Source organism: Sphingobacterium sp. KH_072, assembly GCF_057837975.1.
This window is the reverse complement of sequence record NZ_CM174457.1, coordinates 2,034,159-2,059,943: the sequence shown is the minus strand read 5'-3', so window position 1 is coordinate 2,059,943 and position 25,785 is coordinate 2,034,159. Positions and strand designations below refer to the sequence as shown.

Annotated in this window: 24 protein-coding genes and 1 tRNA gene; 15 read left to right on the top strand and 10 right to left on the bottom strand. The window is 39.9% G+C overall.

The window, feature by feature from the left end; all coding sequences use genetic code 11:
- The first annotated feature begins 61 nt into the window (after positions 1–61).
- On the top strand, positions 62–1,267 hold the full coding sequence (locus tag AC3IRT_RS09640; RefSeq protein ID WP_489393050.1) for a class I SAM-dependent methyltransferase: 1,206 nt from the start codon (positions 62–64) through the stop codon (positions 1,265–1,267).
- On the opposite strand, the gene AC3IRT_RS09635 is transcribed toward AC3IRT_RS09640, so the two are convergent.
- The 3 genes from AC3IRT_RS09635 to AC3IRT_RS09625 are packed head-to-tail and all read right to left on the bottom strand — an operon-like array spanning position 1,264 to position 5,583.
- Positions 1,264–3,360 carry a TonB-dependent receptor family protein gene (locus tag AC3IRT_RS09635; RefSeq protein ID WP_489393049.1) on the bottom strand — a complete coding sequence of 699 codons (2,097 nt, stop codon included), beginning with the start codon at positions 3,358–3,360 and terminating at the stop codon, positions 1,264–1,266. The genes AC3IRT_RS09640 and AC3IRT_RS09635 overlap by 4 nt on opposite strands.
- A 25-nt stretch (positions 3,361–3,385) precedes the next feature.
- On the bottom strand, positions 3,386–4,681 hold the full coding sequence (locus AC3IRT_RS09630) for a BamA/TamA family outer membrane protein (protein ID WP_489393048.1): 1,296 nt from the start codon (positions 4,679–4,681) through the stop codon (positions 3,386–3,388).
- A 17-nt stretch (positions 4,682–4,698) separates the two neighbouring features.
- Complete coding sequence (locus AC3IRT_RS09625) at positions 4,699–5,583, bottom strand: 1-aminocyclopropane-1-carboxylate deaminase/D-cysteine desulfhydrase (protein WP_489393047.1); 885 nt, start codon at positions 5,581–5,583, stop codon at positions 4,699–4,701.
- Between the two features lie 63 nt (positions 5,584–5,646).
- Here AC3IRT_RS09625 and AC3IRT_RS09620 point away from each other — a divergent pair, with 63 nt between their 5' ends.
- The 7 genes from AC3IRT_RS09620 to AC3IRT_RS09590 all read left to right on the top strand — a co-directional run bounded on the left by AC3IRT_RS09620 (position 5,647) and on the right by AC3IRT_RS09590 (position 11,838).
- A complete protein-coding gene (locus tag AC3IRT_RS09620) occupies positions 5,647–6,678 on the top strand; it encodes an RluA family pseudouridine synthase (protein WP_489393046.1) in 1,032 nt (343 codons plus the stop codon).
- A gap of 22 nt (positions 6,679–6,700) precedes the next feature.
- Positions 6,701–7,558 (top strand): aminotransferase class IV, encoded by an 858-nt coding sequence (locus tag AC3IRT_RS09615; RefSeq protein WP_489393045.1) that lies wholly within the window; start codon positions 6,701–6,703, stop codon positions 7,556–7,558.
- A gap of 112 nt (positions 7,559–7,670) precedes the next feature.
- On the top strand, positions 7,671–8,657 hold the full coding sequence (locus tag AC3IRT_RS09610; RefSeq protein ID WP_489393044.1) for a glycosyltransferase family protein: 987 nt from the start codon (positions 7,671–7,673) through the stop codon (positions 8,655–8,657).
- A gap of 3 nt (positions 8,658–8,660) precedes the next feature.
- Positions 8,661–9,326, top strand: a complete 666-nt coding sequence (bamJ, locus tag AC3IRT_RS09605; protein ID WP_489393043.1) for a BamJ family beta-barrel-assembly machinery protein — start codon at positions 8,661–8,663, stop codon at positions 9,324–9,326.
- Between the two features lie 2 nt (positions 9,327–9,328).
- Positions 9,329–10,234 carry an aldo/keto reductase gene (locus AC3IRT_RS09600; protein ID WP_489393042.1) on the top strand — a complete coding sequence of 302 codons (906 nt, stop codon included), beginning with the start codon at positions 9,329–9,331 and terminating at the stop codon, positions 10,232–10,234.
- Between the two features lie 271 nt (positions 10,235–10,505).
- The gene (locus AC3IRT_RS09595) at positions 10,506–11,381 is read left to right on the top strand and encodes an AraC family transcriptional regulator (RefSeq protein WP_489393041.1); all 876 of its coding nucleotides are present in this window, start codon (positions 10,506–10,508) and stop codon (positions 11,379–11,381) included.
- Between the two features lie 4 nt (positions 11,382–11,385).
- Entirely contained in the window at positions 11,386–11,838 is a 453-nt protein-coding gene (locus tag AC3IRT_RS09590) for a DUF983 domain-containing protein (RefSeq protein ID WP_489393040.1), read from the top strand.
- A gap of 77 nt (positions 11,839–11,915) precedes the next feature.
- On the opposite strand, the gene AC3IRT_RS09585 is transcribed toward AC3IRT_RS09590, so the two are convergent.
- Entirely contained in the window at positions 11,916–13,451 is a 1,536-nt protein-coding gene (locus tag AC3IRT_RS09585) for a family 43 glycosylhydrolase (RefSeq protein ID WP_489393039.1), read from the bottom strand.
- A 314-nt stretch (positions 13,452–13,765) separates the two neighbouring features.
- On the opposite strand from AC3IRT_RS09585, the gene AC3IRT_RS09580 reads away from it, so the two are divergent.
- The 3 genes from AC3IRT_RS09580 to AC3IRT_RS09570 are packed head-to-tail and all read left to right on the top strand — an operon-like array spanning position 13,766 to position 14,983.
- A complete protein-coding gene (locus AC3IRT_RS09580) occupies positions 13,766–14,143 on the top strand; it encodes a VOC family protein (RefSeq protein ID WP_489393038.1) in 378 nt (125 codons plus the stop codon).
- Between the two features lie 47 nt (positions 14,144–14,190).
- Entirely contained in the window at positions 14,191–14,553 is a 363-nt protein-coding gene (locus AC3IRT_RS09575; protein WP_489393037.1) for a hypothetical protein, read from the top strand.
- Between the two features lie 25 nt (positions 14,554–14,578).
- Positions 14,579–14,983: a two-component regulator propeller domain-containing protein gene (locus AC3IRT_RS09570; protein WP_489393036.1), complete on the top strand. Its 405-nt coding sequence runs from the start codon at positions 14,579–14,581 to the stop codon at positions 14,981–14,983.
- Between the two features lie 594 nt (positions 14,984–15,577).
- On the opposite strand, the gene AC3IRT_RS09565 is transcribed toward AC3IRT_RS09570, so the two are convergent.
- Positions 15,578–16,117, bottom strand: a complete 540-nt coding sequence (locus AC3IRT_RS09565) for a hypothetical protein (RefSeq protein WP_489393035.1) — start codon at positions 16,115–16,117, stop codon at positions 15,578–15,580.
- Positions 16,118–16,283: 166 nt separating this feature from the next.
- Here AC3IRT_RS09565 and AC3IRT_RS09560 point away from each other — a divergent pair, with 166 nt between their 5' ends.
- Genes AC3IRT_RS09560 through AC3IRT_RS09550 form a run of 3 tightly spaced genes read left to right on the top strand, consistent with a single transcriptional unit; the run spans position 16,284 to position 19,363 of the window.
- The gene (locus AC3IRT_RS09560) at positions 16,284–16,865 is read left to right on the top strand and encodes a hypothetical protein (RefSeq protein ID WP_489393034.1); all 582 of its coding nucleotides are present in this window, start codon (positions 16,284–16,286) and stop codon (positions 16,863–16,865) included.
- Between the two features lie 3 nt (positions 16,866–16,868).
- Positions 16,869–18,992 (top strand): cation:proton antiporter, encoded by a 2,124-nt coding sequence (locus tag AC3IRT_RS09555; RefSeq protein WP_489393033.1) that lies wholly within the window; start codon positions 16,869–16,871, stop codon positions 18,990–18,992.
- An 8-nt stretch (positions 18,993–19,000) separates the two neighbouring features.
- Positions 19,001–19,363: a hypothetical protein gene (locus AC3IRT_RS09550; RefSeq protein ID WP_489393032.1), complete on the top strand. Its 363-nt coding sequence runs from the start codon at positions 19,001–19,003 to the stop codon at positions 19,361–19,363.
- A gap of 74 nt (positions 19,364–19,437) precedes the next feature.
- On the opposite strand, the gene AC3IRT_RS09545 is transcribed toward AC3IRT_RS09550, so the two are convergent.
- Both AC3IRT_RS09545 and AC3IRT_RS09540 read right to left on the bottom strand, forming a co-directional pair.
- Complete coding sequence (locus AC3IRT_RS09545) at positions 19,438–21,039, bottom strand: SDR family oxidoreductase (protein ID WP_489393031.1); 1,602 nt, start codon at positions 21,037–21,039, stop codon at positions 19,438–19,440.
- A gap of 19 nt (positions 21,040–21,058) precedes the next feature.
- The gene (locus AC3IRT_RS09540) at positions 21,059–22,282 is read right to left on the bottom strand and encodes an AMP-binding protein (RefSeq protein WP_489393030.1); all 1,224 of its coding nucleotides are present in this window, start codon (positions 22,280–22,282) and stop codon (positions 21,059–21,061) included.
- Positions 22,283–22,987: 705 nt separating this feature from the next.
- Here AC3IRT_RS09540 and AC3IRT_RS09535 point away from each other — a divergent pair.
- Positions 22,988–23,075: transfer RNA gene (locus tag AC3IRT_RS09535), tRNA-Ser, on the top strand.
- Positions 23,076–23,752: 677 nt separating this feature from the next.
- On the opposite strand, the gene AC3IRT_RS09530 is transcribed toward AC3IRT_RS09535, so the two are convergent.
- From AC3IRT_RS09530 to istB, 3 genes are all read right to left on the bottom strand, one after another.
- Complete coding sequence (locus AC3IRT_RS09530) at positions 23,753–23,965, bottom strand: hypothetical protein (protein WP_489393029.1); 213 nt, start codon at positions 23,963–23,965, stop codon at positions 23,753–23,755.
- Positions 23,966–24,520: 555 nt separating this feature from the next.
- Positions 24,521–24,769, bottom strand: a complete 249-nt coding sequence (locus AC3IRT_RS09525) for a hypothetical protein (RefSeq protein WP_489393028.1) — start codon at positions 24,767–24,769, stop codon at positions 24,521–24,523.
- 250 nt (positions 24,770–25,019) lie between these two features.
- Positions 25,020–25,769: an IS21-like element helper ATPase IstB gene (gene istB, locus AC3IRT_RS09520; RefSeq protein ID WP_489393027.1), complete on the bottom strand. Its 750-nt coding sequence runs from the start codon at positions 25,767–25,769 to the stop codon at positions 25,020–25,022.
- Positions 25,770–25,785: the final 16 nt, after the last annotated feature.

Genomic DNA, 25,785 nt, shown 5'->3' with positions numbered 1-25,785 from the left:
GCGATCATATCCTACGCGTTAACGTAGGAAGACCCTATAATTAATAGTAACTTTGCACCATATGAAATTCATACAGAAGTCGGACGTGTTGGAGCTGCTGAAAACGCATGTATCTTCCACGGAATTAGTGAAAGCAACGTTGGGAAGTTACAAAGGCGAAGAGGTGGATCTAAAGAATCTTTATCTAAAACCTGTTCGCATAAAAAACACCTACCAATTGTCGTTTACGTATCGGTATGCTAGACGCGATATCGTGAAGAACTATGCCATAGCGACAGCTGCTGAGATGCTAGCGACATTCTGTGAGCGAGAAGAATTTCATTCTATTTCTTTATTTCTACAGCGCGAAAATATCTTCTTCCAGTGGCATCCTACAAAAGGATGGAGTTACCGTGTAGAAGCAGTAGAAAAGGGCTGTGCGCCCGACCTAGAGCATAACAAGCAGAAAGAACGGAAGATCACGGACACCAAAAGTCCGTATTGGCATGAATTGCGGTTGACAGATGCCGATGGAAAAGTGTACAAGAACGCGCAGGACAAATGGAAACAGATCAATCACTATATCGAAATATTGAGCACAAGCTTGTCCGAATTGGCGGAGAATGAAACGTTGCGCATCGTCGATATGGGGGCTGGAAAGGGTTATTTGACCTTTGCGCTACATGATTATCTCACACAGCAAACGAATAGGAAGATCGAAACGGTAGGTGTGGAGTTTCGCCAAGACTTGGTAGATCTGTGCAATCAGATCGCTCAAAAATCAGAATTAGCTGGTTTGCAATTTGTAGAAGGAACTATAGAAGCGTACCAACCGGCTGTGCCGATGGATATCTTGATTGCCTTACATGCCTGTGATACAGCTACTGACGATGCGATATTTAAAGGTATTCAGCATCAAGCTAATCTCATCGTTGTTGCGCCTTGTTGCCACAAGCAGATAAGGCGCGAACTAGAACGCGTAAAAGCAAAGAATGAACTCGATTTTATGACGCGCCACGGCATCTTTATGGAACGCCATGCCGAGATGTTGACGGATAGCATCCGTGCTTTATTGTTGGAATATCACGGTTACCAAACCAAAGTGGTCGAGTTCATATCGGATGCACATACACCCAAAAATGTGCTGATTATTGGACTACGGAAAAAGATAAATCCATCTAGACAAAAAGAAATTCAAGCCAAATTAAAGGATTTGAAAACCTTCTTTGGACTTGAATCTCATTATTTGGAGCATCTACTGAAAGATGCTAATCTGTTAGCGGATTAGAAGCTTGCGCTCAATCCGCCGTAGAAATTTCTGGTAGGTGATGGATTAAAATATCGTCCGCCGAAGGCGTTGATATCGTTACCTAAACTATATGTTTGATTGAGCAGATTATCTCCACCAACAAATACTTGTATTTGCCAGTCACGACCAGTCGGAATCTGCCAATGGGCTTTCGCTTGCAGCAAATTATATCCATTGGCGAATGCCGTATTTGCGTCGTTTAATGGAATCGATGAAGTGTGGTTGTGCATGATATTGATTCCTGTACCATATGGGAATTGTAGATTTAGGGAGTTGACGGACATCCAAGCTGGGATAGAGGTGACTTTGTTGTCACTATGATCGACATTTTCTCCACCTTCCAATACGGTATACGTCTGGAATTTATAATCCTGATACGTCAGTGCCGCAGAAACGTTCATCGCGCGAATAAAGCCTGCTGAGCGCGGCGCGATTAGCTGCCCCATCAATAAAAGCTCTATTCCGCGTTGATTGATATTCCCTGCATTCACAAAGAATTCTGCGCCATTTTCCCGCAGTTGACGTACAATTCCTTCCTTTAAGGTGTATTGGTACGCACTGAGATCTACCAGCCAGCGTCTATTCTTAGTTTCAGCGCGAACGCCCACTTCGTAGTTATATCCACCTTCAGCTTGTAAGTCAGCATTAATCTGATTGTCTGACGAGCGAACTTCGGCGATGGTTGGTGGCGAATATCCCTTCGATACAGAAGCTCGCGCCGCGACTTGCGGTGCTAAGAGATAGGAAAGTGCCAATCTGGGCATCCAAGTCGTGCCAAAATTAATATCACCACGGTTATTGTCTACCGCTGGAAATCGTTGCGTAAAGCGAATATCGTTATAATTCAATCCGATGGAGGCTTCGGCTGTTAATCTCTCCAAAATGGTGGCGGCGGCTCTGTAGAAATAGAAATGTTGACCATTTCGTAAATCATCAAAGCTTTGCGGATCACCTTTCACGCCCGCCAGATTATCGAAGTTTTCAATTTTGTACCAGCCTGCTTGTGCTTCCATGCCCAACTGCATCTGCCAACTTATCCATTCATTCTGCTCTGGCGTGTACGAAACATAGGTACGAAAGCCTGCATTGCGCTCATCGCGGTGCTCGTAGTTAGTGATAAAAGGGTTTTGGAAGTCTGTAAAACTACCAAATACAGAAGCGCTGTGCAGCCACCGATCACTAATTTTATACTCATGTACTAGACCGGAGATCAAGGTTTTATTATAGATTGTGGCCTGTTGATCTTCCGCCCCCGGCATTGTGGCGGTTGCTGGTCGTGCTTGTCGCGGATTTGCATCAAACTGTGCTTGCGTGAGTCCGCCCGGCGTATTGTATGAAAGATCGGAATAAATAGCTAACAGCTTCAATTTGGCTTTTGGATGATATTGCCATTGATGTGTTGTCTGGAGATAAAGTCGTTTCATGCCAGTATGATCTCGGTAGCCATCAGACCGCATATACGCTTGATCGAATGAAAATTGATACGTATCGCTCACCTGCTGTCGGTGACTCAATTGCTGATTAAACGTGCCAAACGATCCACCAGAAAGCAAAACTTGTGTTGCGGGATCGAAGTTATCAAATCCATAAGGTGATATGCGAACCACACCGCCTGAGTTGGGGCCAAATAACGAACCATCTGGTCCCTTAATGATCGTGATTTGTTGTAATCCCACCGGATCCAAACTATTCAAATAACTATTGCCGCCGGCGTCGGTTAGTGGAATTTCGTCGATATAAATTTTGGTATTTCGCACGCCAAATGGAGAGCGCAGCATACTTCCACGCAAAGCTAAACGATAACTACCGGGCGAGCGCTCTTCCATGCGTACACCCGGTGTGCTATTGATCGCAGGTAAAATAGTGCCCGGCATTTGCGCGGTCAGCAGATCGCTTGTAATCACTTTCGCAGAAGAGGTATGCTCTAGGAACGGTTGGCTGCTAAAGTAAGAACGGATTTTCACTGGCGCGATTTCGTACCGTGTACTATCTTGCTCGGTTTGCGCAAGCACAGGGTTTGCTAGACAACATAGTAAAGCAGCACGCCAAAAATGAATTATAGGAGATTGCATAATAGTTAGTAGTGAGCATTATAATTTAAAAGGCTTCATTTAAACCCAAGAAGAATCCGCGCTGACCAAATCTCCCCATAGCGTAATCAATACACAGATTTGTACGTGTTGTTTTGTTGAATAAGACGCGCAAGCCAGCGCCGCCCGCAGGTTGCCAGTATCGGAATAGCTTAGTCCCCATTTGATCGTTTGCCGTTTGGGCGTTAGCAAAAACAACACCGCTCAAAAACCTATTTTCCAAAATCGGAAAACGATATTCTAATTCTGTGTAATAAAATGAAAGTCCCTTGAAATAGCCAAATGTATAGCCACGGCCACTTCGTGCATAGGCATCTTTACCCGTTCCGGGCAAATCAAGGTAGGGTAAATAATCATTGCCAAGCTTAAAAGATCCTAAGCTCCAGAAAGCCAGCACATGATTAGATTCATCTTTCGAGAGGTTCCAATATTTTCGGAAATCGGTGACCAGCTGATACGCGCTATGTTGGCTTCCCATCCAAGTTTGATTGGATCGTAACACCACATCTGCATAAATCCCTTTGTAGGCATTGTTTGGGTTGTCACGCGTCATGTATTGAAAATTGAGCATCAGCCCGTTATTATTATTTTGTGTATCATCGAAGTCATTCCATTCGCTATAAATACGATTTGGTGATATATCTTCTTCGTTGTTAACGGAAATACCGCGTTTTAGTTCGAAAAATACTCCAGCACCTACAAACATCCCTGGTAACAATTGCTTATACAACCGTTCATTGAAATTGTAGACATTATAATTATACGTAAATCGTTGTCGCTCAGGGTTGTTCAAAATCAGTTCATCTGCCGTAGGGTTTGGTAGCGGCTGGCCGATCCCTAGACCATAATCCAAACCTACCATGCGGGCAATATTGATATTCCCTTTCAGATTCCATTTATTTTCTTTGGTGTAGATATCATGGTTAAAGTAGCCGACGATTATTCCACGGGTAGTAACCGATAATGCGGTCGCAAAGACAGACATTGTCGTGTTTTCACGATCACCAAAAACGTGACCAGCAACCATCTTTACTCCGATCTGTGCGCCAATACTCGGATTATAATTGACATTAGGCAAATAAGCAATTCCAGACCTTCTCTTAGGTACAGCAGTGGTGTCTTTGCGTGGAAAGATGCTTTGATACGCATCTACAATATCATAGGCATCTTGATCTCCGCGAATGGTATCTGCTCGACTGATCGTAAGCACGGTGTCCGGTGCTGTACTAAGGCTGTCGGCCTGTGCATACACAGTTATAGAAGCAAACAAGAGGGCAATGAAAACAAAAAAGCGATTAAGCATGATTTCTTTAAAACAGTTTAAAATTTGTCATACATGCCTAAAAATCCTGTTAGGCCACCAGTATGAATTATGACTACGTGATCGCCCGGTCTAAAATAGTCATGCTTTACCAGATCCAATAAAGCATAAAATGCTTTGCCTGTGTAGGTTGGCTCGGTCATAATGCCCGTACTTTGTACGAAGTCGGTCACGAAAGCGAGTAGCTCTGCAGTATATTTAGCATATCCTCCAAAATGATAATCCGTGTGGAAAATGATATTATCCGGATTTACACCAAGTGTTTGTATATCTCCTTTCAAAAAATCGCCACCTTTAAGTACGGGAACCGTGTGAACCTTAGTAGGCAGATCCTGTCTGTGCACGTTAGCAGCTATACCTGCCACAGTTGTTCCGGTACCGCTAGCAACAAAAATATGATCATATTGCCGGGGTAATTCTTTCACAATCTCTTCACAGCCGAGGGTAGCATTTACACTAAATCCACCTTCTCCAATATATACAGCATCTTGTTCCAAAAAGTTTTGCTCATAAAGCATTTTTTTATCCCGGTAACTAGATCTGTCAACAAACTGCAACTCCATGCCATACAATCTGCACATCGCCAATACAGGATTATTGACTACCTCACCACGCACAAAACCATGTGTCTTAAAGCCGAATTTTGCTCCTGCACAGGCCGTCGCCAAAAGGTGATTGGACCAAGCGCCACCGAAAGTTACCAAGGTTTTTTTTTGTTCTTCACGAGCTTGTGCAAGAATATATTTGAGTTTACGCCACTTATTTCCCGAAATAAAAGGATGAATGAGGTCATCGCGCTTTACCGAGACCTGTACTTTGCGCTCGCGAAGAAGAGGTAGGTCGAGTACCTCTACTGGGCTATTGAAATGGAAATCCAAAGACATCAACCAAAGGTACTATTTCTTTCTGCATCCTTTATATATTCGAAAAATAGGTACTTTTGCAGGATGGTTGATCACTTAGAGGAAGAACACGACGAGCAGGAGCTTTTTGAGCACATCAGAATTGTTACCGACAAAAAACAAAGTCCGCTGCGGATAGACAAATTTTTGATGAATCGTGTGGAAAACACGTCTCGAAATCGCATTCAAAATGCGATTGATGCCGGTTCCGTTCTTGTAAATGATAATTTGGTAAAATCAAATTATAAGGTAAAGCCATTAGATGTTATTTCTGTGGTCTTTCCAGATCCGCCACGTGACACCGAAGTATATCCCGAAAATATTCCTCTGAATATTGTATACGAAGATGATGACGTGCTCTTGGTCAATAAAACACCAGGTATGGTCGTACATCCTGGTTTTAATAATTATACAGGCACGCTGGTCAATGCGCTTACTTATCATTTGAATCAATTGCCTACGATGCCCGGCAACACCGGTAGACCAGGTTTGGTACACCGGATCGATAAAGATACATCTGGACTGCTCGTGATTGCAAAAAATGAATGGGCGATGACTTATCTGGCCAAGCAATTTTATGAACACAGTATTGATCGTAAATATGTCGCTCTCGTGTGGGGAGATATCGAAGAAGATGGTACAATTACAGGATATATCGGTCGTGAACTAAAAGATCGCCGTATCATGACGATGTACGATGATCCAGAAAAAGGAAAGTGGTCTGTCACGAATTACAAAGTATTGGAGCGATTGGGCTATGTTACGTTGATTGAATGCGTGCTCGAAACCGGACGTACGCATCAGATTCGTACACACTTAAAATCTATCGGACATCCGCTTTTCAATGATGCTGCTTATGGTGGCGCCAGTATCAGAAAAGGCACTGTATTTGCAAAGTACAGACAATTTGTAGACAACTGTTTTTCACTTTTACCAAGACAGGCACTACATGCACGAAGTTTGGGATTTGAACACCCAACTTCCAAACAAAAAGTGGCTTTCGAAGTTCCAATACCAGCCGATTTTCAGGCTGCGTTGGACAAGTGGCGTGCGTATGCCACGATGAAAGACCAGTAACATTCTCTTACTTAAAAATTATATGCCCATACACTATATAAATGCTAATGGTAGTTTGGTCGCAGAAAATAGCCCGATCCTATCCATAGAAAATCGGGCTTTTCGGTATGGCGACGGTGTTTTTGAAACCATGCTTTGGCGGGATGGCGATATTCGCTTTCTTACCCAGCATGTCAAACGATTGCAAGAGTCTTTACAGATCTTACATATCGAAGATCACGTGCTGTACGATGCCTACTTTATTCGCTCCAAGACAGAAGAATTGATTCGCAAGAACAATTTGATGGGTAAAGATGTTCGTATCCGTCTTATTGTATATCGGGCAGGCGATGGCCTGTATGCGCCACAAACTAATAAATCAGCATACACCTTGCAGGCCGATCTGCTAACAGCGCCGATCAAAGACAAGAAAGTCGGATTAATTGTGGGACTATACAGCGAATATAAAAAAGCGTATAGCGAACTTTCCAAATTAAAATCCCTAAATGCATTAGTGTACGTGACGGCCGGCTTATTCAAAACCAAATTTGGTTTTGATGACGTGCTATTGCTCAATCAAGAAGGATATTTATGCGAATCCTTAACTTCCAATATATTCGTGTATTACGACAAAACCCTGTATACGCCAGCCATTAGCGAGGGTTGTGTAGCGGGCGTAATGCGGCAAGTGGTTATGGATATGGCGGCCGAAGAAGGCATTCCCGTAGTGGAAGCGCAAATCAGTCCAGATATTATGAAAGAAGCCGATGAGATATTTTGCACCAATGCAGTGCAAGGCATCCAGTGGGTAATGGGTTACAAGCAAAAACGATATTTCAACATGATCGCTAGGGTGTTGCAAGATAAGCTGAAGAACTTTACGTACGACATTTCATCATAAACCCATCTTGTTAACGGGATGTTACGCCGTTGTTATGGCTTTTGTCAAAATAGGATTGTATTCGGATAGCTTGATCAGAATTTATTAAATTGCTCATAAAAAAAATCACTTTATGAAGATACTGTATGCTGTACAAGGAACAGGCAATGGCCACCTGTCACGTGCCATGGATATCATACCATGCCTTCAGCAGCATGGCGAAGTAGATGTGTTGATCAGTGGAATTCAAGCAGATCTTGTATTGCCTTTTGAGGTAAAATATAAGCTACATGGACTCAGTTTCATCTTTGGTAAGCATGGCGGGGTGGATTTGTGGCGTACTTTTATGAGTTCAACCGTTCGCAAATTCTCGAAAGAGATTAATGGTCTACCCGTGGATCAGTACGATTTAGTGATTAATGATTTTGAACCTATTTCGGCTTGGGCGTGTCATCTAAAAGATATTCCTTGTATTGGTTTGAGTCACCAGATCGGTGCGCTCGATCCATTGAGTCCCAAACCTGCAGAATCGGATACGCTGGGCAAATTTATCATGAAAAATTATGCGCCAGCATCCATTTCATATGGATTTCATTTCAAATCCTACTCCAGCCGAATTTATACTCCCGTCATTCGCCAATCAGTGCGCGAATTGGATGTAGTTGATCGCGGTCATTATACCGTGTATTTGCCATCGTACGATGATGGCCATTTGCTCAAACACTTATCTCGATTTGAAGATGTCAAATGGGAGGTATTCTCTAAACACAATAAGAAACCATTTGTACTTAAAAACGTACACATCAATCCCATCAATAGCGATGCGTTTGTACAAAGTATGGCACATTCTGCAGGCGTGTTGTGTGGTGCAGGTTTTGAGACTCCGGCAGAAGCCTTATATTTGGGCAAAAAATTATTGGTAATCCCCATGAAGAACCAGTATGAGCAGCATCTGAATGCTGCTTCTTTACGGGAAATGGGTGTGCCAGTGATCAAAAGTTTAAAACGAAAATACGAATACGATATCGAGTCGTGGTTATATAGCAAATCTCGGGTGGCGGTTGATTACCCAGATAATACGGCACAAATCATTGCCGATATTGTAGAAAAACATAAATAATACATGAAAATTATTGTTGGAGCTGCCTTTCTAGGTCTATTTGCGCTAAATTCTTCTGCGCAACAATTACAATCAGGTGCCGATTCTTTGTCCTATGCTTTAGGACAAGATATTGCTCGTTCAATCAAATCCATCGGTGTGCCGATCAATGCTACTATTGTGAGCGAGTCGCTGACAAAAGCTTTGCAAGGAGAAGCTGGTCTGTTTGGAGAGCAGGAAGTGCAGCAGATTATTCGCCAGCAGCTTATGGCTGCGCAAGAAGCTAAGTCTGCCGTTTTCAAAGAAGAAAGCGATCGGTTTTTTGCGGAAAATAAAAAGCAAGAAGGTGTAGTTGTAGATTCTTCGGGCATACAATATTTGGTACTGCAACCGGGCACTGGCGAACAACCGACCGAAGATGATGAGGTGACGGTACATTATATTGGTAAGCTACTTGATGGCACTACTTTCGATAATTCATACGATCGGGGAGAGCCTATTACTTTCGGGTTGGATGGCGTGATTCCCGGTTGGCAAATTGCCTTACCATTGATGCAGAAAGGTGCGAAATATCGCTTTTTTATTCCTTATAATTTAGCGTATGGGGAGCGTGGTTCGGGTAAGATTCCACCATTCAGCACCTTGATTTTTGATATAGAATTGTTGGGCATCACGCCACAAGAAGGCTAAATATGAATTACGGAAAGATCGGCCACACCGATATGATCGCTTCAACCGTAGGTTTGGGCGGTATGTCTTTGACCGGCGGCGCAACCAAAACGAATGTTGAAATCATTCACCGCGCCTTCGATGGCGGAATTACTTATTTTGACACAGCCGATTTGTACGGAAAAGGCTTAAATGAAACCTTGTTTGGTCAGGCATTGAGTGGTTTTAGACAAAACGTGATCTTGGCGACCAAGGTGGGCAACAAATGGCGGCCGGATGGAGAAGGCTGGGATTGGAAACCAAGCAAAGCACATCTAATACGGGAGGTAGAAACCTCGCTCACTAGATTAAAAACCGATTATATCGATCTATACCAATTGCATGGCGGTACGATAGACGATCCGTTTGAAGAAATTGTGGAAGCATTTGACCTGTTGGTCAAACAGGGGAAAATACGGGCGTATGGCATTTCTTCGATCAGGCCTAATGTTTTTCAAAAGTATGCCAACCACACGGCGATTGCGAGCAATATGATGGCGTACAATCTGTTGGATAGAAGGCCGGAAGCCTATTTTCAGACGCTGGAAAGTACCGGAGTGGATGTGGCCGTTCGTGGCGCATTAGCACAAGGATTATTAATCAATAAACCTGTAAAAGAATATCTACATAATTCAGCGGGCGAGACGGCGCTTGCGCAACGAAAGGTCAATCGATTAGCGGATGAGCTTGGTCAGTCTGCTACAGCTATCGCATTGCGTTATGCGATTACGCCGTCTGCAGTAAAGCGACTCATAATCGGTATAAGATCGATGAAGCAGTTGATTGATGTATTGGATGCTTCTACTACTTTGGAATCTTTAGAAAGCCATTGTCTGGCAGATCTCGAAAAAGGATTACGCAAGGCGGAGTACACCGATCATCTCGATTAGAGAAAATTTTCTATCACTTTAGCGTATGGTTCAAAGGCCTTCTCGCAATCAAAACGCTCTATGAACCTATTTTCAGAACTTTTAAAGTTGGGCAAATTCACTATACAGAAGTTAGGAATTTAAGAACAGTTAGATTCGAAACCAATCGGAATACTGTTGTCTTAAGGTATAATGACATACTACAATGCCTAAAACAGCAAATCGTTGAATAGTACCATTATCAAAGTAATCAGTACCATGTTTTGTAGCGATTCTCCCGTAACTTTGAGGTATGAAAAATGAGATTCCTATTTACGACATTCAAAGTATCGGTGGCTTTCAACAAGACGATATTTATGTAGGTAGGTTTGGTCCGTATTCGCAAATGCATCAGCATTTACATCATCCACATCGACACAGTTTCTATCATGTCGTTCTATTTACAGCCGGAAGTGGCACACATTCCATCGATTTCGAACAGTTTGAAGTACGGCCTTGGCAGATTTATTTTATGATTCCTGGCCAAGTGCATAGTTGGAATTTTGCCGAAGCGGCAGATGGCTATGTACTCAACTTTTCAAACGCGTACTTTCAGTCGTTTTTATTGCTTTCAGATTATATACAACGGTTTAGTTTCTTTCAGGGAATTATACGTGATTCTGTAGTACAAATTCCTACCGATATCCGGGAGCCGATCAAAGCTAGCTTTGAAAAAATACTACGAGCAGGAAGCGAGAAAACGAACTTTAGTGAAGATCATATTAGAGTATTGCTTCTCGATATGTTTATGGAAATATCGCTTTTAGGTGTACAAACATCGAAGAACTACGTTCCTAACTATAACTATTTATTGCTGAAGAACTTTCAAAAATTAATTGAAACCAATTTCGCAACGTTACGACTGCCGAAGGATTACGCACAGCTACTTTACATCACGCCCAATCATCTCAATGCCTTGTGTAAGGATCTAGTGGGCATGCCAGCAGGAGAGGTGATCCGAAAACGGGTATTATTGGAAGCGAAAAGATTGTTAGTCAACTTAGATTTGTCGATCAGTGAAATTTCATTACAGCTCAATTTTAGTGACAATTCTTACTTTACCAAATTTTTCAAAAAGTATGAAGAAGTTACACCGGATGAGTTTAGAAAAAAGAGTTTTAAAAAGTAGTATTATGGAAAATAGCAAAAGCACTATAAATAGCGGGACTTCACAGGCATTTACTGTTCCGACCGAATTTAACGCTGCCTTGCAGGCTAAATGCCCGAAATGCCGACGTGGAGATATATTTGCCAATTCTATGTACGGATTTAAGGCTCAAAAGATGAATATCTATTGTCCACATTGCGATTTCAAATTCGAGCGAGAACCCGGCTATTTTTATGTTTCTATGTTTGTGAGTTATGCTTTTAACGTAGCTCAGATGATTACCATTGCGGTAGCAACCTACATTCTAACAGGTAATTTAGAAAATGTTTGGCTGTATTTAGTGAGTATCTTCTCAGGTGTATTTTTGCTTGCTCCCTTTAACTATAGATATTCCAGAGTGGTGCTATTATATTGGCTCAGTCCGGGTTTGCATTATGATCCTGAGAAGAGTAAAGATAATCCTTACAAATATCACTAATTCTTTGGGGTTAGAAATTAGGGATGCGTAAAGTGAAGGACTTTTCGCATCCCTTTATTATGATTTATGTAGTTGTATTACAATGCTTTATTCATCTTGAAATAATTAAAGATTGCGGGTTCATGTACGTTTCCAGCATGTAATAGCCCAGGGCGAGCTACGCGATCCCAACGTGTAAGTGCAGTAGCATCTATCACTTCCTTGTTAAATTTTTTCCAAATTTTACCATCTGTACTCGTAAAGAAATTGCAGTAAACTCCCCGATTCACTTCTATCTTTAGAAAGGTCGTATCTTTTTCACTTTTGGCTGTGGCTAGCAAAGATTCTTTGCCATCTTGTATCGATTTCAATGAAACATTATTGCCATGTACACTCAGTAACAAGAGATTTTGATGATCACCATACAGGGTTAATCCTTTGGACGATGCATTTTGGTTCGTCACTTCTGTTTCAAACGTATAATGCGAAGCAGTCGGACGCACACACATGACTGTACCATATTTATTATCTGGCTTTGCACCACCTTTTAGGTGAAGTTGCTGATCCTTGAGTTCATACTCATTTGTTGCATAAGGATAATTCCAAGTCCATTCAGACTTCAGCTTTTGTCCATCAAACGAATCATCAAAATCGGGAGTTTGCAAATTCTGACTAGCTCTGCTAATTGTCTGGTTTCTGATGGCTTCTTTTCCAGTTACAAAATATGGCCAAGCTTCTTCATTCATCTTAATCTGTTGTAGGATTGGTTGTCTACCTTGATATACGTTGTCACCAGTGAGATACCCGTGGCACAAGTAATAAAGTTTATCGTTCAAGCCTTTAACTCCCGTTCCATGACCTACAGATACGTATTCGTTTCCACCAACTAAAATCGGGTTTCCCTCGTATTTTTCATAAGGACCAGTAAAGTTTTTGGAGCGAGCCACTCGCACATCATAATTACTTTTTGGACCACAGCAATCGCGTGCCGCATAGATCAGATAATGGTAGTCACCATCTTTGTAGTGATATTGGCCTTCCATACCGATGCCTTCATCATCGCGCAACATCGAAAATAGCTCACCTTCTAAACGTAAACCATCTGCTGATAATTTACTTCCTACGATCTCAATATTTCTATTATCCAGTCCGTACGCTTTCCAAGTAATATACAATTGTCCATCATCGTCAAAAACAAAAGCATCAATAGCTTCTTTTCCATGCGCTATAATGATACCACGATCCACAAACGGACTTTCGGGCGAATCTGCCACCGCTACACCGATGCAACTCACACCATCCGTGCGGCGACGTGCGGTATAATAACAATATACTTTTCCGTTCAACTCATAAAGCTCCGGTGCCCAAAAAGAGGAAATAGTCCATTCAGGTTGCACCTCGAAAATATGTCCGATCTGCGTCCAATTCACTAAATCCTTGGATTTGAAGTAAGGATAAAAGGGCGCCCATTCGGAAGAAGTAGCTGTTGCGTAATACGTATCTTTCACCCGAATAACACTTGGGTCGGGGAGGTCGCCAGCTATGACTGGATTAGTAAATTGTTGCTGGGCAGAGCAAAATAAGACTACACACAATAACAGTAGAGATAAAAAGTACTGGTAGATTTTATTCATAATTAAGATGCATTTTGCATGATTAGGCAACTATTTATTTATAGTGGTAAAACCATACAGGATGTATTGATAATAGAAGTTCTTAAGTTACTAATTAGAATCTGATATCAAAACTTGACAGCTTCTACCTCCTTAAAATAAATAGCAATAATGATCTCGTCAATCGGCTTGAAATAGATACATCGTATGGATTAAGTAGTCGAGATACGACATTCTTCTCTTATGGCAATTTTGCGCTGGCATGAATTTCTTATGTTTGTTGTATGGCGTAGTAAACCACGTTACGCTCTATAGAACTTAAAACATGATGCCTTATGAATCCAAAATTCGAAGCAGGGATTAACATTGCTATTAAAATCCCGAAAGCTAAGTACGATCAAACTGTAGCATTTTATCAAAACATCCTCCAACTAGAGGTTAGAGAACAACCAATTATGCATAAAACGGTATCTCGAACACATAAGGTACAATTTGGACATAATGTAATATGGTTGGATTGTGTGGATTATTACATCCATTCCGAGACCTGGCTACCACTAACTGTTCCTGATATGGCGCAAACCAAAAGATATCTAGATGATCATCAAATCAACACTTGCGACGAATTAGAAGAATTGCCAGATAATATGCACTGGATTCAAGATCCTGCAGGTACGGTCTTCAATGTGCAGCAACGTAGAGAAGAATCCTAAAGAAATGTAGTCTACTATCTCCAAAACCCTTAAAGAAAAAATATAATATGAAAATTACTACTCCAACAGATTGTGACAACTGCCCTGAAAGAAGTATCGTAAGGGATTTTTTAATTGCTTGGCATCAGGGGCAATGGGATCAAATTGGTCATACGCTCCACAATGATTTTTCCTTTCACTTAGTAGAAAGATCGCAAACAATCTCGAAAGAAGATTTAAAAGTATACCTAAATACTCAAAAAGAACTAGAGCATCTGAGTCTCGAAAAGATCATATCTTCTGGTAATTTCAGAGCATGCAAAGGACAATTTGTGGAATCAGACAAAACAACAAACTTTGCTTATTTTATTGAGTTTACTTCACCAGATAGTCGTGTCATAAAGTCTATCGTGCTTTATAATGTAATTTAAAATAGTCACTCATAAAGATAGCTCATTGCAAAATATTCGTAGCATTATAAAAGACAAAGAGGGAAGAATGTGGTTGGGTGGTAAAAATGGGCTTTGGCGATATGAAAAGGCTGGTTTTACACAGTTATCGAAGGATTTTGTTGGCAACATCTACGAGGATAAGAAAGGTAATATCTTAACTAGTTCTTCGGACAATAAAAATGACAACGTTAATCTCAAACTAGATAAAAACAATGAATTAAAAATTTGGAAAATAGTTCGTTACGATAAAAATGATTTAGATAATGATGTTGTTTTACCGAATATCGTCATAGAAAATCAATTAATGCTCTTTGGAATGTTGCAAACGGATGATGAAAACCTATGGTTTGGTACTTTATATGGTATCAATCGCTTCGATGGTCATACTATTCAGGATTTTAAGAATTAAGTAGGTTTTATAATAGTGAATAGATAGCATGCCGCTTATATACCAATTTGGTTTAATGGTATTCTGGCTATAGCTGGAACGATCATTTACAAGAAGAAATCCAATATTCCAATTAGTATAAATCGTGCAACCTGGTGGCTGAAATAGATCAACGACAAAGGAAGATGGCATTGGAAAATCAGGAATTTTCCTAATTATTGTTAAAAATTACCTTCTTTTGGTAAAATATTGATTTTTTACAATATCATTGTGCTATTAATCGAATAGCGATCCGGAATGGATCGTTATAAATTCACTGCCAAAAGTTGATCTTTATATGTTTGCCTATTTTATCAGAATGATTGTCGCTTTATGTGCCTACATTGTTTTTCCCGCTGATGTACAAGCGCAAAATGGGAGCGAAGTGGGGTTTCATACTAATAATTCGAACACGGAGGAATTATGCATAAAATTGGAGGATGAGTTGCCAGTAGGTTTGCATCATATTCGCACACCAAAATTAGAAAATTCTTGCAACGACCCATTTACAGTCTTCTTTTCGACTACCATCTTCGCATCTAAGTTTTAATATCGTACGTACTGGTGGATATAGATCTAAATAAATCCTTTCGGTAGCGCTGAAATACTTAAATGGTCGGGAGAAGCTCCATTTCGAAGAGATCCAATTACTTCTTCTTGCTTGAATTCCTGAAACTGATCATAGCTTAAATCGAAAAGTGCCTGCAGGTTTACCTTTTCCATTTCTTCCTGCTCATCCACAAAATCGTCTGCATAAATCCAGATGAATTCGATCTTTAGCAAATGATATATCCCATTCTTACGATGCGTATAAAATTCACCTTCCTTTACTTTTAAGATCCTTTTTAATTGTACGAAATCAAAATATTCCGAGTTACTAATGACCCGGTCTTTCAAAATGTAATCGGCATATTCCAACAAAAAATCTAGTGCCTTTAACTTCCCGTTCGGCAAATTCAAGACTTCGTTTGCAGTGCTTATAAACTCCTGATCACTCATTTGCGTTTCTTTTGCCACAAAAGAAAAAAATAGATTTAGCAGAGGATCTGATTTTTTCTGCTCTAAGGCTTCAAGGTCTACGAACGCTTTAAAATGTGGAGATAAAGAGATCATCATAGGATGTTAAAGAAAACTAATATAGGACGAATTTTGCGATTTATTAACCTATTTTTACGTGATGATCGGATCAGAAAGGATCCTATTACGGTAGTTGAAAAACAAATAGCAAGATTACTAGTTAAACAGGTAGGCACGCGTCTATCAAATCCAAACAAATTTTACGATGCTAAAGACATTTCCCTATTTTATTACCGCTTTCATATTGCTCACCGTTGCTTGTGGCGACAATTCGAAAAAGGAAGAATTAGACAAACGGGAGGCAGCGCTAACCGAACGAGAACAGCAGATTGCTACCATCATGGAAGAATATAACCAGCTACTGCTTATGCGAGATAGCTTGTCACATATGCAGGCATCACAGCTTGATTCTATTAAAGAAAACGCAGCGTGGACAGATAGCCTTGTCGGTGAATGGGAAAGTCGGTTGGTGTGCATATCTACGAGTTGCCGCGGTTATGTGATTGGTGATCAACGTACAGAACAATGGACATTTCTGTCGGATAGCAGCGGCTTTCAATTGCAAGTAGCTGGAAAAACCAGTGACACCAAAACTTACTGGGCGCAAGCATCGGACACCAGAAACGATTTGGCGCTGAAAGAAAAGGATGCCGACAATAGCAAACCGGCGACTATATTATCCTTTGCGGAGATCAGTGGCAAACAAATACGCGGGCAGAAACGAAATACTGGGCCAGACAATTGCAAATTAGTTTTCTCCGTACTCTTAACGCCGAGATCTAGATAAAACATGGTAAACTTAGCTATACACGGATTCACTTTGCCGGTAGAAGATCCGATCATCAAGTTTTTAATCGAGTTGGTGATCATTCTCTTTATTCCCATTCTATTAAATAAAATTAAAGTTCCCCATCTTTTAGGACTAATCATTGCTGGCGCGATCGTGGGGCCAAATGGTTTCAATATCTTGCTGCGCGATAGCAGCGTAGTCGTGATCGGTACTACTGGATTGCTCTATATCATGTTTCTGGCTGGGCTTGAAATCGATATGGGCGACTTCAAAAAGAATAAATGGAAAAGTATTACTTTCTCCATATATACCTTTGCTGTGCCTTTTGTATTAGGTTTGATCGGAGGATATTATGTGTTGAATTTCTCCATCCTGACGACTATTCTATTTGCCAGTCTATTTAGTTCGCATACGCTGATCGTTTATCCGTTGGTAAGCAGTTTAGGGGTTACCAAGAAAATCTCGGTCAATGTCACCGTCGGAGGTACGATGATCACTGATGTGCTTTCTTTATTAGTGTTGGCAGTTGTCGTTGGAATGACGCAAGGCGAAGTGGGTACTGCATTTTGGGTACAACTCACAGTTTCCATGATCTTGTTCTCCCTAATTGTGCTTTTTGTGTTCCCCATTATCGCCCGTTGGTTTTTCAAGACAATACACGATAAAATATCTCAGTACATCTTTGTCGTTGTGATCATTTATTTGGGAGCACTTTTAGCAGAAATCGCTGGTGTAGAAGCTATCATTGGAGCGTTTTTCGCCGGATTAGCATTGAATCGATTGATTCCACATACTTCACCTTTAATGAATCGCGTAGAGTTTGTTGGGAATGCCTTATTCATACCTTTCTTCTTGATCAGTGTTGGTATGTTGATTGATTTTCGAGCTTTCATCAGCAGTTGGGAAACTTTGGGTGTTGCTTCAGTGATGTTAGTAGCGTCTATTGGTGGTAAATACGCGGCAGCGATGTTGACCCAAAAAACTTTCCGCTTTACCAAAGATGAAGGTATGCTGATCTTTGGTATGAGTTCGGCATCCGCGGCAGCTACTTTAGCCGCAGTGCTCGTTGGTTACAATATTATTTTGGGCGAATCACCTAATGGTGAACCCATTCGTTTGCTCAGTGAACATGTGCTAAACGGTAGTATTTTACTGATTTTGGTCTCCTGTACCATTTCTTCTTTCGTATCCATGTCTAGTGCACAGCGCATTGCGGAAGCGGAAAATGAGAAAACCGTGTCGGATAGTGATGGACAAGAAGAGAAGATTTTGATGCCAATCAATAACGAAGAAATGTCTCAAAAGATGATTAATCTAGGTTTATTGATTAAAAACAAAGGCACCAAAGAAGGAGTGTACGTGATGAATGTCATTAACGAAGAAACCAAAGAATCTTCCTTGAAAAATGCCGAGAAAATTCTAGATAATGCCGTTAAGCTAGGTGCCTCTGCCGACACCTTGATCACGCCGATAAAACGATATGATAGTTCTGTGGTGTCTGGTATAAATAATGTGATTAAGGAGAATAATGTCACCGATTTGATCATTGGTTTGCAAAAAGAGCGTGGTTTTACGCCGTCGTTTATCTATAATCTGTACAATGGTTATTTGAAAAATGAGCATGTCAATCTGATGTTGTACCATGCGATTCAACCGCTATCTACGATCAAAAAATACGTTGTGCTGATTCCACCTAGTGCAGATCGTGAGCCCGGATTCTTCTATGCGCTACTTCGGATCTGGAATATTGCTAAAAATTCGGGCGCTACGATGCAATTCTATGCAAACAACGCCATGATTGATGTACTTCAACGTATTCTCAAAAAATCCAATATAGAGGCCGAAATGACAGAAATCGCGACCTGGGAAGAAGCGCAGCAGAAAGCAGAAGATCTTGGACGAGATCAAGGGTTAATCATTGTGATGGCCGATCGAAATCTCTTTAGCTATGCCTCTCAAATGCACGCCGTGCCTGATTATCTGAATAGACAGGCGGTGGATAATAATTATATCTTGATTTATCCTTTCTCGAAAGAGCGAGACATTGCACAAGAATCTAGATCAGTCAATAATATCAATGATTTCGCCACTATTGGTAAGTTGATATCGAAAGTTTTTAAATAGTTCTATTTATGCCTAGTATATCTATTCGAGAGCTCGTAATGACATTTTATTACAAAGGCGGCGAATTATTTCGGGAAAAGCGTCTGAATCGTGACTTAAAATTGTATGATAGGCCCACAATTGAAAAAGTACAGCAGCGATATAAAGCAGCCGATGATGTTTTAAACAAAGCTAAAATGATATTAGCAGATCAATTGTTTACGGCTTCATTGAGTGGGCATACAGAAGCTAAATCAGCTTTCTTGCAATTTCATACGTGCTATCCTGAACTAAGTGGAGTGTACCTGCATCAATATCGTATTTTATCAGAGATGCTTAGCGCTTGGGAAAAAGCGGATGAAACTCTTTACATCGCCGTAGCCTCGTGCTAATTCTGAGAGCATGCAAAAAATAAAAGCGCCATTTTGGTGTCAAAACGGCGCTCTTTACTACCTAATTTCAACTTTTAATCTTCAATCACACCCATATATTTTAAGTAGGGTGTCATCAATTTTTCGTCAAAAACAGGTGGCTCTACATCTGAATCAGACAAGAATCTCTTCGTATTTGAACGATCGTAATAATAGGTGTTTTCGTATGCTTCCACCAAGCATTTACCTTCGTGGATATCTTCTGTAAACAGTGCTAACAAAGGGTAGATCGGTAATTGATCATCATTTATCCATTGTTCCAACCATTGATGGTATTCCATTCCCTCCAACTTAAGATCATAATACTCTTTCATTTTCGAGCAAAAATCTGTAAGTGATACGTCATTCTCGGCCAGTGGCGAGAGATGAAAATTTAAACCTACGGATTCTTTTTTCTTACTTATATGCACAATGGCCTTACACATATAATCTACGGTCGTCAATTCGTCTTTCAGGCCCATCACCAATGGAAATGATTTCAGTTGCACGCAGCTCCTGATTAGAGCTCCCCACCATTGATTCATCACGGTAGCTCCCGAAGTACTGTGGCATACCGCAAAACCTAATCTGAAATTGATGATAGGTAATCCTTTGGCTTTTGCCTTTTCGGCGATACTTTCCATCACCCATTTGCTTTTGATATATCCCAAATCTCGCGCTACGGCGGGCATATTTTGGTAAATGGAATCATCTTCGTACATCCAAGTTTTTTGAGTAAATGGTCGACCCCAACTAAATACCCCCATGGAAGATAGTAACACAAGATATTTTGTCTTTTGATGAACAGCCAATTCGATAATATGGTGCAAACCATCTATATTCGGCTTTTTTATCAGGGAATAAGGCTGTACGTAACTGACCGAACTACCAGAATGATAGATTACTTCCATCTTATCGGAGACAAAATCATAATCGTGATCACTCATGCCTAGTTTATTCAAAGATAGATCGCCGATCATTGCAATGGTGCGTTGGTCGTATGCTGGTAACCACGGCAATCTGAACTTTGCAAAAGTGTCTTTGATCCTTTGTATGCCATCTTCGGTGTTGGCTGCGCGCACCAAACTGTAGATCGTAGCCGAGGTATTTTTCAATAGTTCTTCGAGCAGATGCGAGCCCACAAATCCGGTTACTCCAGTTAGAAATATAGACTTCGGATTGGCCAAGACGGCAGGATCGGGCAGAGTCGTAATGTTGAAATCTGTATGTAATTCGGCATCTTGAATTAATTCCTTTTCCATTTCCTGCGCCTTGGTTTTTTGAGAAACTTCTACTTGTCTCAGCCGACTTTCTACCTCCGTCACGAAGGAAGATACGGTGGTATAGATGTATAATTCTGGCAGTGTGATTCTAGTTCTAATCTTTTCTGGTAACAATACATGCCAATGTGCAACCAGAAGTGAATAACCACCAAGTTCAAAAAAGTCGTCTTCATCGTTGATCTCTTCGATATCCAACAGTTCAGACCAAATATGCTTTATTACCTTGTGGAGATTATCTTCGTTCCATACCGGAATATGTGTAGCTTCAGATACCGTTTCTGGAATGATAAGTTTTGCCTTATCTACTTTTCCGGCATGCGTTAGTGCCATTTTTTCTACAAAGACAATCTTATCAGGAATCATGTATGCTGGCATCACCTGTTGCAGTTTTGTTTTAATAGCTAGAGGAGTTAGACTTTGTCCGATATTCACCTAATTGTTCGTGAAGCCATTCTGGCGCATCGATAAATGATTTTTTAGTGTCTTCCGGTCTGTTTAAATACCTTAAAGCTAATGGTAAACCACCAACATAAAGTTCTCCGGCAACAGATGTACCAACAGGCATTAAGTCTTCATCCAATACGAATAGGAGTGCATACGGTACTGCTTTGCCAATAATTCTTGGATTAGATTCTTCTTTAAATTCATAATTAGTAATGGCAACTGTAGCCTCGGTCGGACCATAGCTATTGATCAGTCGAATTTTCCGGTACCACGCCATCACAGTAGATTCCGTACACGCTTCTCCACCAACTCCCATTGTACGTAGCCGGCCGATCGACTTATTTGTAGGCAACGAAGCCAATACCATAGGAGGCATCAAGGGTACGGTATCGATATGATGCGCGACGATATAATCTAGCAGTGGTTCGCCAACAACTTTATTATTGGGATAAAGATAAACCGTAGCTCCTTGGACCAATGGGACCCAAATATCAATAACCGCGGCATCAAAACTTGGAGAAGCAAATTGTAATGTCTTACTGTTATAATCTATACCTAAAATCTCTGCTTGATGAGTCACAAAATGAAAAAAGGAGCGATGACCTATCATCACTCCCTTTGGCACTCCTGTACTTCCTGAAGTATAAATAACGTAAGAAGTAGAGGCGGGATCAAAATTTACATTAATATTCTCTTTTGATAAGGCATTACAATCTGCATTGTAATGCAATAAATCCAGAGATACAGAACGCGTAGTTTGATTATCTATTTTATCAAGATATATTTCCTCGCTTAAAAAGAAATCTAATCTGGCATCTTCTATCATAAAATTAATCCTAGCTTGTGGCAGATCTCCGTCAATTGGCAAATAGGCAGCACCGGTTTTTAGTACCGCCAAAAATGAGATAATTCTTCGTGCTGATTGTGCTACACATACGCCTACAATACTACCTGCTTGGATGTTTTGCTTTTGGAGGTATGCGGCCAGCTGATTAGCCTGTTGATTCAGTTCCTGATAAGTAATCTTATCATCACCATCGACCAATGCAATTTTAGTCGGATTTTGATCACTTTGCTTCTCCAACGCCGTAACGACATTGGGGTACACATTCCATAGCTCTGATTGTTCAATATAAGATTGGAAGTTGTTGGTTGTTAATGTTTTTTCTTTCATAGGAATTTTAAATTAATGATTGTAATAACGATTGTGTTTGAGGAAAACGACCATCATTGATATACTACTGGAGAGGTATTAGGGAGGATGCCTGCTGCTATATTCGCTTAATAAGTAGGTCGAAAACGATATGTATCCACATTTCTTTTCCATAACTGACTGCTAAAAACTTCGTAACTGAAATAGGGGAAATTTTAAGGTTTATATAGCTTTTAAGATCTGTAGAGCTGTAGTAAAGAATTGCGTAACTCTATACTTTAAAATACGTTGCAACTACAGGTGGCTTATTAAAAATAATATTAGATATTTACGTTGATAATTGATAAAAAATTCACACATATGATCGTTATTTTAAGATGGCAATTTATTTCCAGTTTCTGTGTTGATTATGACGCTTTTATAAATATTTAAAATGCATATAATTCAGTAAATCAAATATTTATTGATGTATAATCTGTTGTCAATATCGATTGCTAAAATCGTACGTAGCGTACCAAACGATATGGATATACAAGTAAATTGAAACTAAAAGTTTCTCATGGATAGTTTATTTACAAATAAACAAAAAACTTAAATATATTGTAGCAATTTATTGTTACTTTTTTTTCTATAAAATAATTAACAAATCACAACACGACATACCGGGTGCGTATAATTATTGTTTGGTGTTAATGGGGATAAATACTATATTTGCACTCCATTCACGGATAGGTGTCAGAGTGGTTGAATGAGCAGACCTGGAAAGTCTGTATACGGGATGACCGTATCGAGGGTTCGAATCCCTCCCTCTCCGCAGAAGTTTTTTACAACTTTTAGAAAAGGGATTAGAATAACATCTAAATCCCTTTTTTTAATACCGTTAAGCCATAAAAATACAAAAAAGTATCCTATTCTCCGCCTAAAATTTTCAAATAGATTTATTTAAAAAGTTCTGTAAATTCACGAATATTGGCAGAGTTTTGGCAGAGTTTTTTAGGTCTGCTCATTCAACCACTCTGACACCTATCCTATCATTAACGCAACATTTATATACAGGTGATCATTTACACTGTCAGAGTTTATTACAAACGCTCTGGTGATCGCTGGTTACTGTTGTATGGGTGAGGTGGAAAAAGTATTTGAAAGTGGGAAAAGAGACGGAGGTGCTTACATTAGGTGAGTGTTCACTTACTCTTAACTACCTATAAATCAATATACTTAACCCCTAAATACTACCTAATAAATCAATTATATAAAATAATCCAATCTTATATTAATCTATTTAAAAAGAGATTATTTATTTATAGTCTACCAATAAAAGTGAATATAAATGGATTGTTATATCTCTTATTACATCTATTACATCTAATAGTCTTTTGTATTCAGGATATACAGATATATTAAAATCACTACCATACATAACAGTAGAAAAGCGATAATAACATTGTAGTAACCTTTATATCTAGTTTCTTTGCTCATATGTATAGTATTTTAAATTAAGCATTCTTTGACTAGATAACCCAACCAGAATGCATCTATTGCTTTCAGCTCTGTACCATCCTTTGGTGTTATACTTACCCAACTATTCATTATACCCAAATCGTAGTCCATATCACAGTACAGCAATATACCCTGTCCCTGTATAGTATCTTCCAATGCTTCGAGAATAGCAAGTACAATGTGGTCTTGCGTGGTTATCATCATATCATTGCAAAGATAGTTTCAGGTTAATACTTTAAATTACGGTTTTCCCTTATATTATCATAATTGTAGTATTTCATTCACAAATATCTTTTATAATTATTATTGGATACTTTAAACTAATCTATTTAAAAGCTGTTACATTTATTATTGATCATTACGGTATGATTTGACCTCATATAAAGCTATCTAAGGGATTATTACACTATGAGTGGTATGGAATGTATCATATAAGGGTAAGATGTCTTATATCGCTTTATATGGCTTAATTTAGATTTATTTAGATTTTTCATTCTATTTTAGTCTATTTCTTTTTAATCTATAAATAATGTTACTTGTTATCTCTCTATCACCTTACATAGAGGCAAGACGTTATTATTAAGTTTTGATACCAGTAGTCCAGAATGATGTAAAGTGTCTTATATCGACTTATGTGAAGTGATTAGGGTGTATACTAAAAAACCCCTTATAGTTATAAGCTATAAAGGGCATTTTTAATCAATTGCTATCCAGACCAATTGGGAGTGGTCTATTTGTATGTAATATAGCATCTTTTTGTTATTTGCTCAACATTAAACTTAATGCTTTATTACTTACTTCTGCTAAATCGTGTTCAATGCTTTTTGGTGATTTTATTTTATCGGTGGCAAATTCGATAAGTTCTACTATAAGCGTTTCATCTGGTTTTACAACTGCAAACGTATGCAACAGACGATACAACGTATTATAATGTCTTACATCCAAATCTTGTACGATTGGATTTTTTGTTAGATAAGTATTGATCAATTCATTTGATTTTGCATTCATTTTGCAAAGGTAACAATAATTCACAGATATGTGATTTTTAACTGGTTATGATCTTTTGTAGTTTAATGTTTGCTGGTGTGTATGCGTTTATGTATTCTATCTCCAATATTTTGAAATAACTGTTACCGTGTAGATTTCGGAGAAACTGACCATGTAATTCCGTGGCAAATTGACCACCTAATTCGCTGGCGAACGAACGTTGCAAATGCTATAGAGGCGTTAACAAAAGTAGTGATTTAAAAGTTGTGTTTTATTGGAAGCTATTTTCTTGCACAGGCATCCTTTTCTTTCGCATTGATTCTCCCTTGAGTTCAATACGGTGTGCATCATGAACAATCCTATCCAATATTGCGTCAGCAATGGTTTTTTCACCGATCACTTCATGCCATTTGCTTACCGGCAGCTGTGAGGTAATGATAAGTGAGGTCTTTGAATGGCGATCCTCGATGATCTCCATCAAAGCCGCCCTGCTCTGGGCATCGAAGGGCTGTATGCCGAAATCATCTAGGATCAATAGCTGCTGTTTTTCAATTTTTGCAACCTCTTTGATATAGGAGCCATCGGCCTTGGCCATTTTCAGTTTGGCAAAAAGCTTTGGCGTACTGGCATATAATACCCTGTAGCCCAGCATACATGCCTGATGTCCGATTGCCGAGGCAAGGTAGCTTTTTCCGATCCCCGTACTTCCGGTAATGAGCAGGTTTTCAAACCTGTCGATAAAAGTACAGTCTGCCAACCTCATCACCTGGTTTCTATCAATGCTCCGATCCACATGGTAGTGGAGCTCCTCTATGGAAGCTTTATAACGGAATCTGGCATACAGTATCTGGCGTTCGATCCGCCGGTTCTGGCGGTAATCCCATTCGGAATCGATAAGGTGCGCCAATAGCTCATCGGAGGTGTACTGGTCGGTCTGTCCGGTTTCGATGCTGCTCTTAAAGGCATGGAACATGCCGTAGAACTTCAGTTTCTGTAATTTGTCAAGTGTGCTCGTGTTCATTTTTTATCTATTTTAA

Bases quoted from the DNA above. Each gene is read 5' to 3' on its own strand.
- AC3IRT_RS09615 (WP_489393045.1), top strand. From the start codon at position 6,701: ATGCCCATACACTATATAAATGCTAATGGTAGTTTGGTCGCAGAAAAT.
- AC3IRT_RS09530 (WP_489393029.1), bottom strand. From the start codon at position 23,965: ATGATGATAACCACGCAAGACCACATTGTACTTGCTATTCTCGAAGCA.
- AC3IRT_RS09635 (WP_489393049.1), bottom strand. From the start codon at position 3,360: ATGCAATCTCCTATAATTCATTTTTGGCGTGCTGCTTTACTATGTTGT.
- AC3IRT_RS09565 (WP_489393035.1), bottom strand. From the start codon at position 16,117: ATGATGATCTCTTTATCTCCACATTTTAAAGCGTTCGTAGACCTTGAA.
- AC3IRT_RS09620 (WP_489393046.1), top strand. From the start codon at position 5,647: ATGGTTGATCACTTAGAGGAAGAACACGACGAGCAGGAGCTTTTTGAG.
- AC3IRT_RS09555 (WP_489393033.1), top strand. From the start codon at position 16,869: ATGGTAAACTTAGCTATACACGGATTCACTTTGCCGGTAGAAGATCCG.
- AC3IRT_RS09580 (WP_489393038.1), top strand. From the start codon at position 13,766: ATGAATCCAAAATTCGAAGCAGGGATTAACATTGCTATTAAAATCCCG.
- AC3IRT_RS09625 (WP_489393047.1), bottom strand. From the start codon at position 5,583: ATGTCTTTGGATTTCCATTTCAATAGCCCAGTAGAGGTACTCGACCTA.
- AC3IRT_RS09575 (WP_489393037.1), top strand. From the start codon at position 14,191: ATGAAAATTACTACTCCAACAGATTGTGACAACTGCCCTGAAAGAAGT.
- AC3IRT_RS09540 (WP_489393030.1), bottom strand. From the start codon at position 22,282: ATGAAAGAAAAAACATTAACAACCAACAACTTCCAATCTTATATTGAA.
- AC3IRT_RS09630 (WP_489393048.1), bottom strand. From the start codon at position 4,681: ATGCTTAATCGCTTTTTTGTTTTCATTGCCCTCTTGTTTGCTTCTATA.
- AC3IRT_RS09560 (WP_489393034.1), top strand. From the start codon at position 16,284: ATGCTAAAGACATTTCCCTATTTTATTACCGCTTTCATATTGCTCACC.
- AC3IRT_RS09590 (WP_489393040.1), top strand. From the start codon at position 11,386: ATGGAAAATAGCAAAAGCACTATAAATAGCGGGACTTCACAGGCATTT.
- AC3IRT_RS09545 (WP_489393031.1), bottom strand. From the start codon at position 21,039: ATGCCAGCATACATGATTCCTGATAAGATTGTCTTTGTAGAAAAAATG.
- AC3IRT_RS09595 (WP_489393041.1), top strand. From the start codon at position 10,506: ATGAAAAATGAGATTCCTATTTACGACATTCAAAGTATCGGTGGCTTT.
- AC3IRT_RS09585 (WP_489393039.1), bottom strand. From the start codon at position 13,451: ATGAATAAAATCTACCAGTACTTTTTATCTCTACTGTTATTGTGTGTA.
- bamJ (WP_489393043.1), top strand. From the start codon at position 8,661: ATGAAAATTATTGTTGGAGCTGCCTTTCTAGGTCTATTTGCGCTAAAT.
- AC3IRT_RS09610 (WP_489393044.1), top strand. From the start codon at position 7,671: ATGAAGATACTGTATGCTGTACAAGGAACAGGCAATGGCCACCTGTCA.
- AC3IRT_RS09550 (WP_489393032.1), top strand. From the start codon at position 19,001: ATGCCTAGTATATCTATTCGAGAGCTCGTAATGACATTTTATTACAAA.
- AC3IRT_RS09640 (WP_489393050.1), top strand. From the start codon at position 62: ATGAAATTCATACAGAAGTCGGACGTGTTGGAGCTGCTGAAAACGCAT.
- AC3IRT_RS09525 (WP_489393028.1), bottom strand. From the start codon at position 24,769: ATGAATGCAAAATCAAATGAATTGATCAATACTTATCTAACAAAAAAT.
- AC3IRT_RS09600 (WP_489393042.1), top strand. From the start codon at position 9,329: ATGAATTACGGAAAGATCGGCCACACCGATATGATCGCTTCAACCGTA.
- istB (WP_489393027.1), bottom strand. From the start codon at position 25,769: ATGAACACGAGCACACTTGACAAATTACAGAAACTGAAGTTCTACGGC.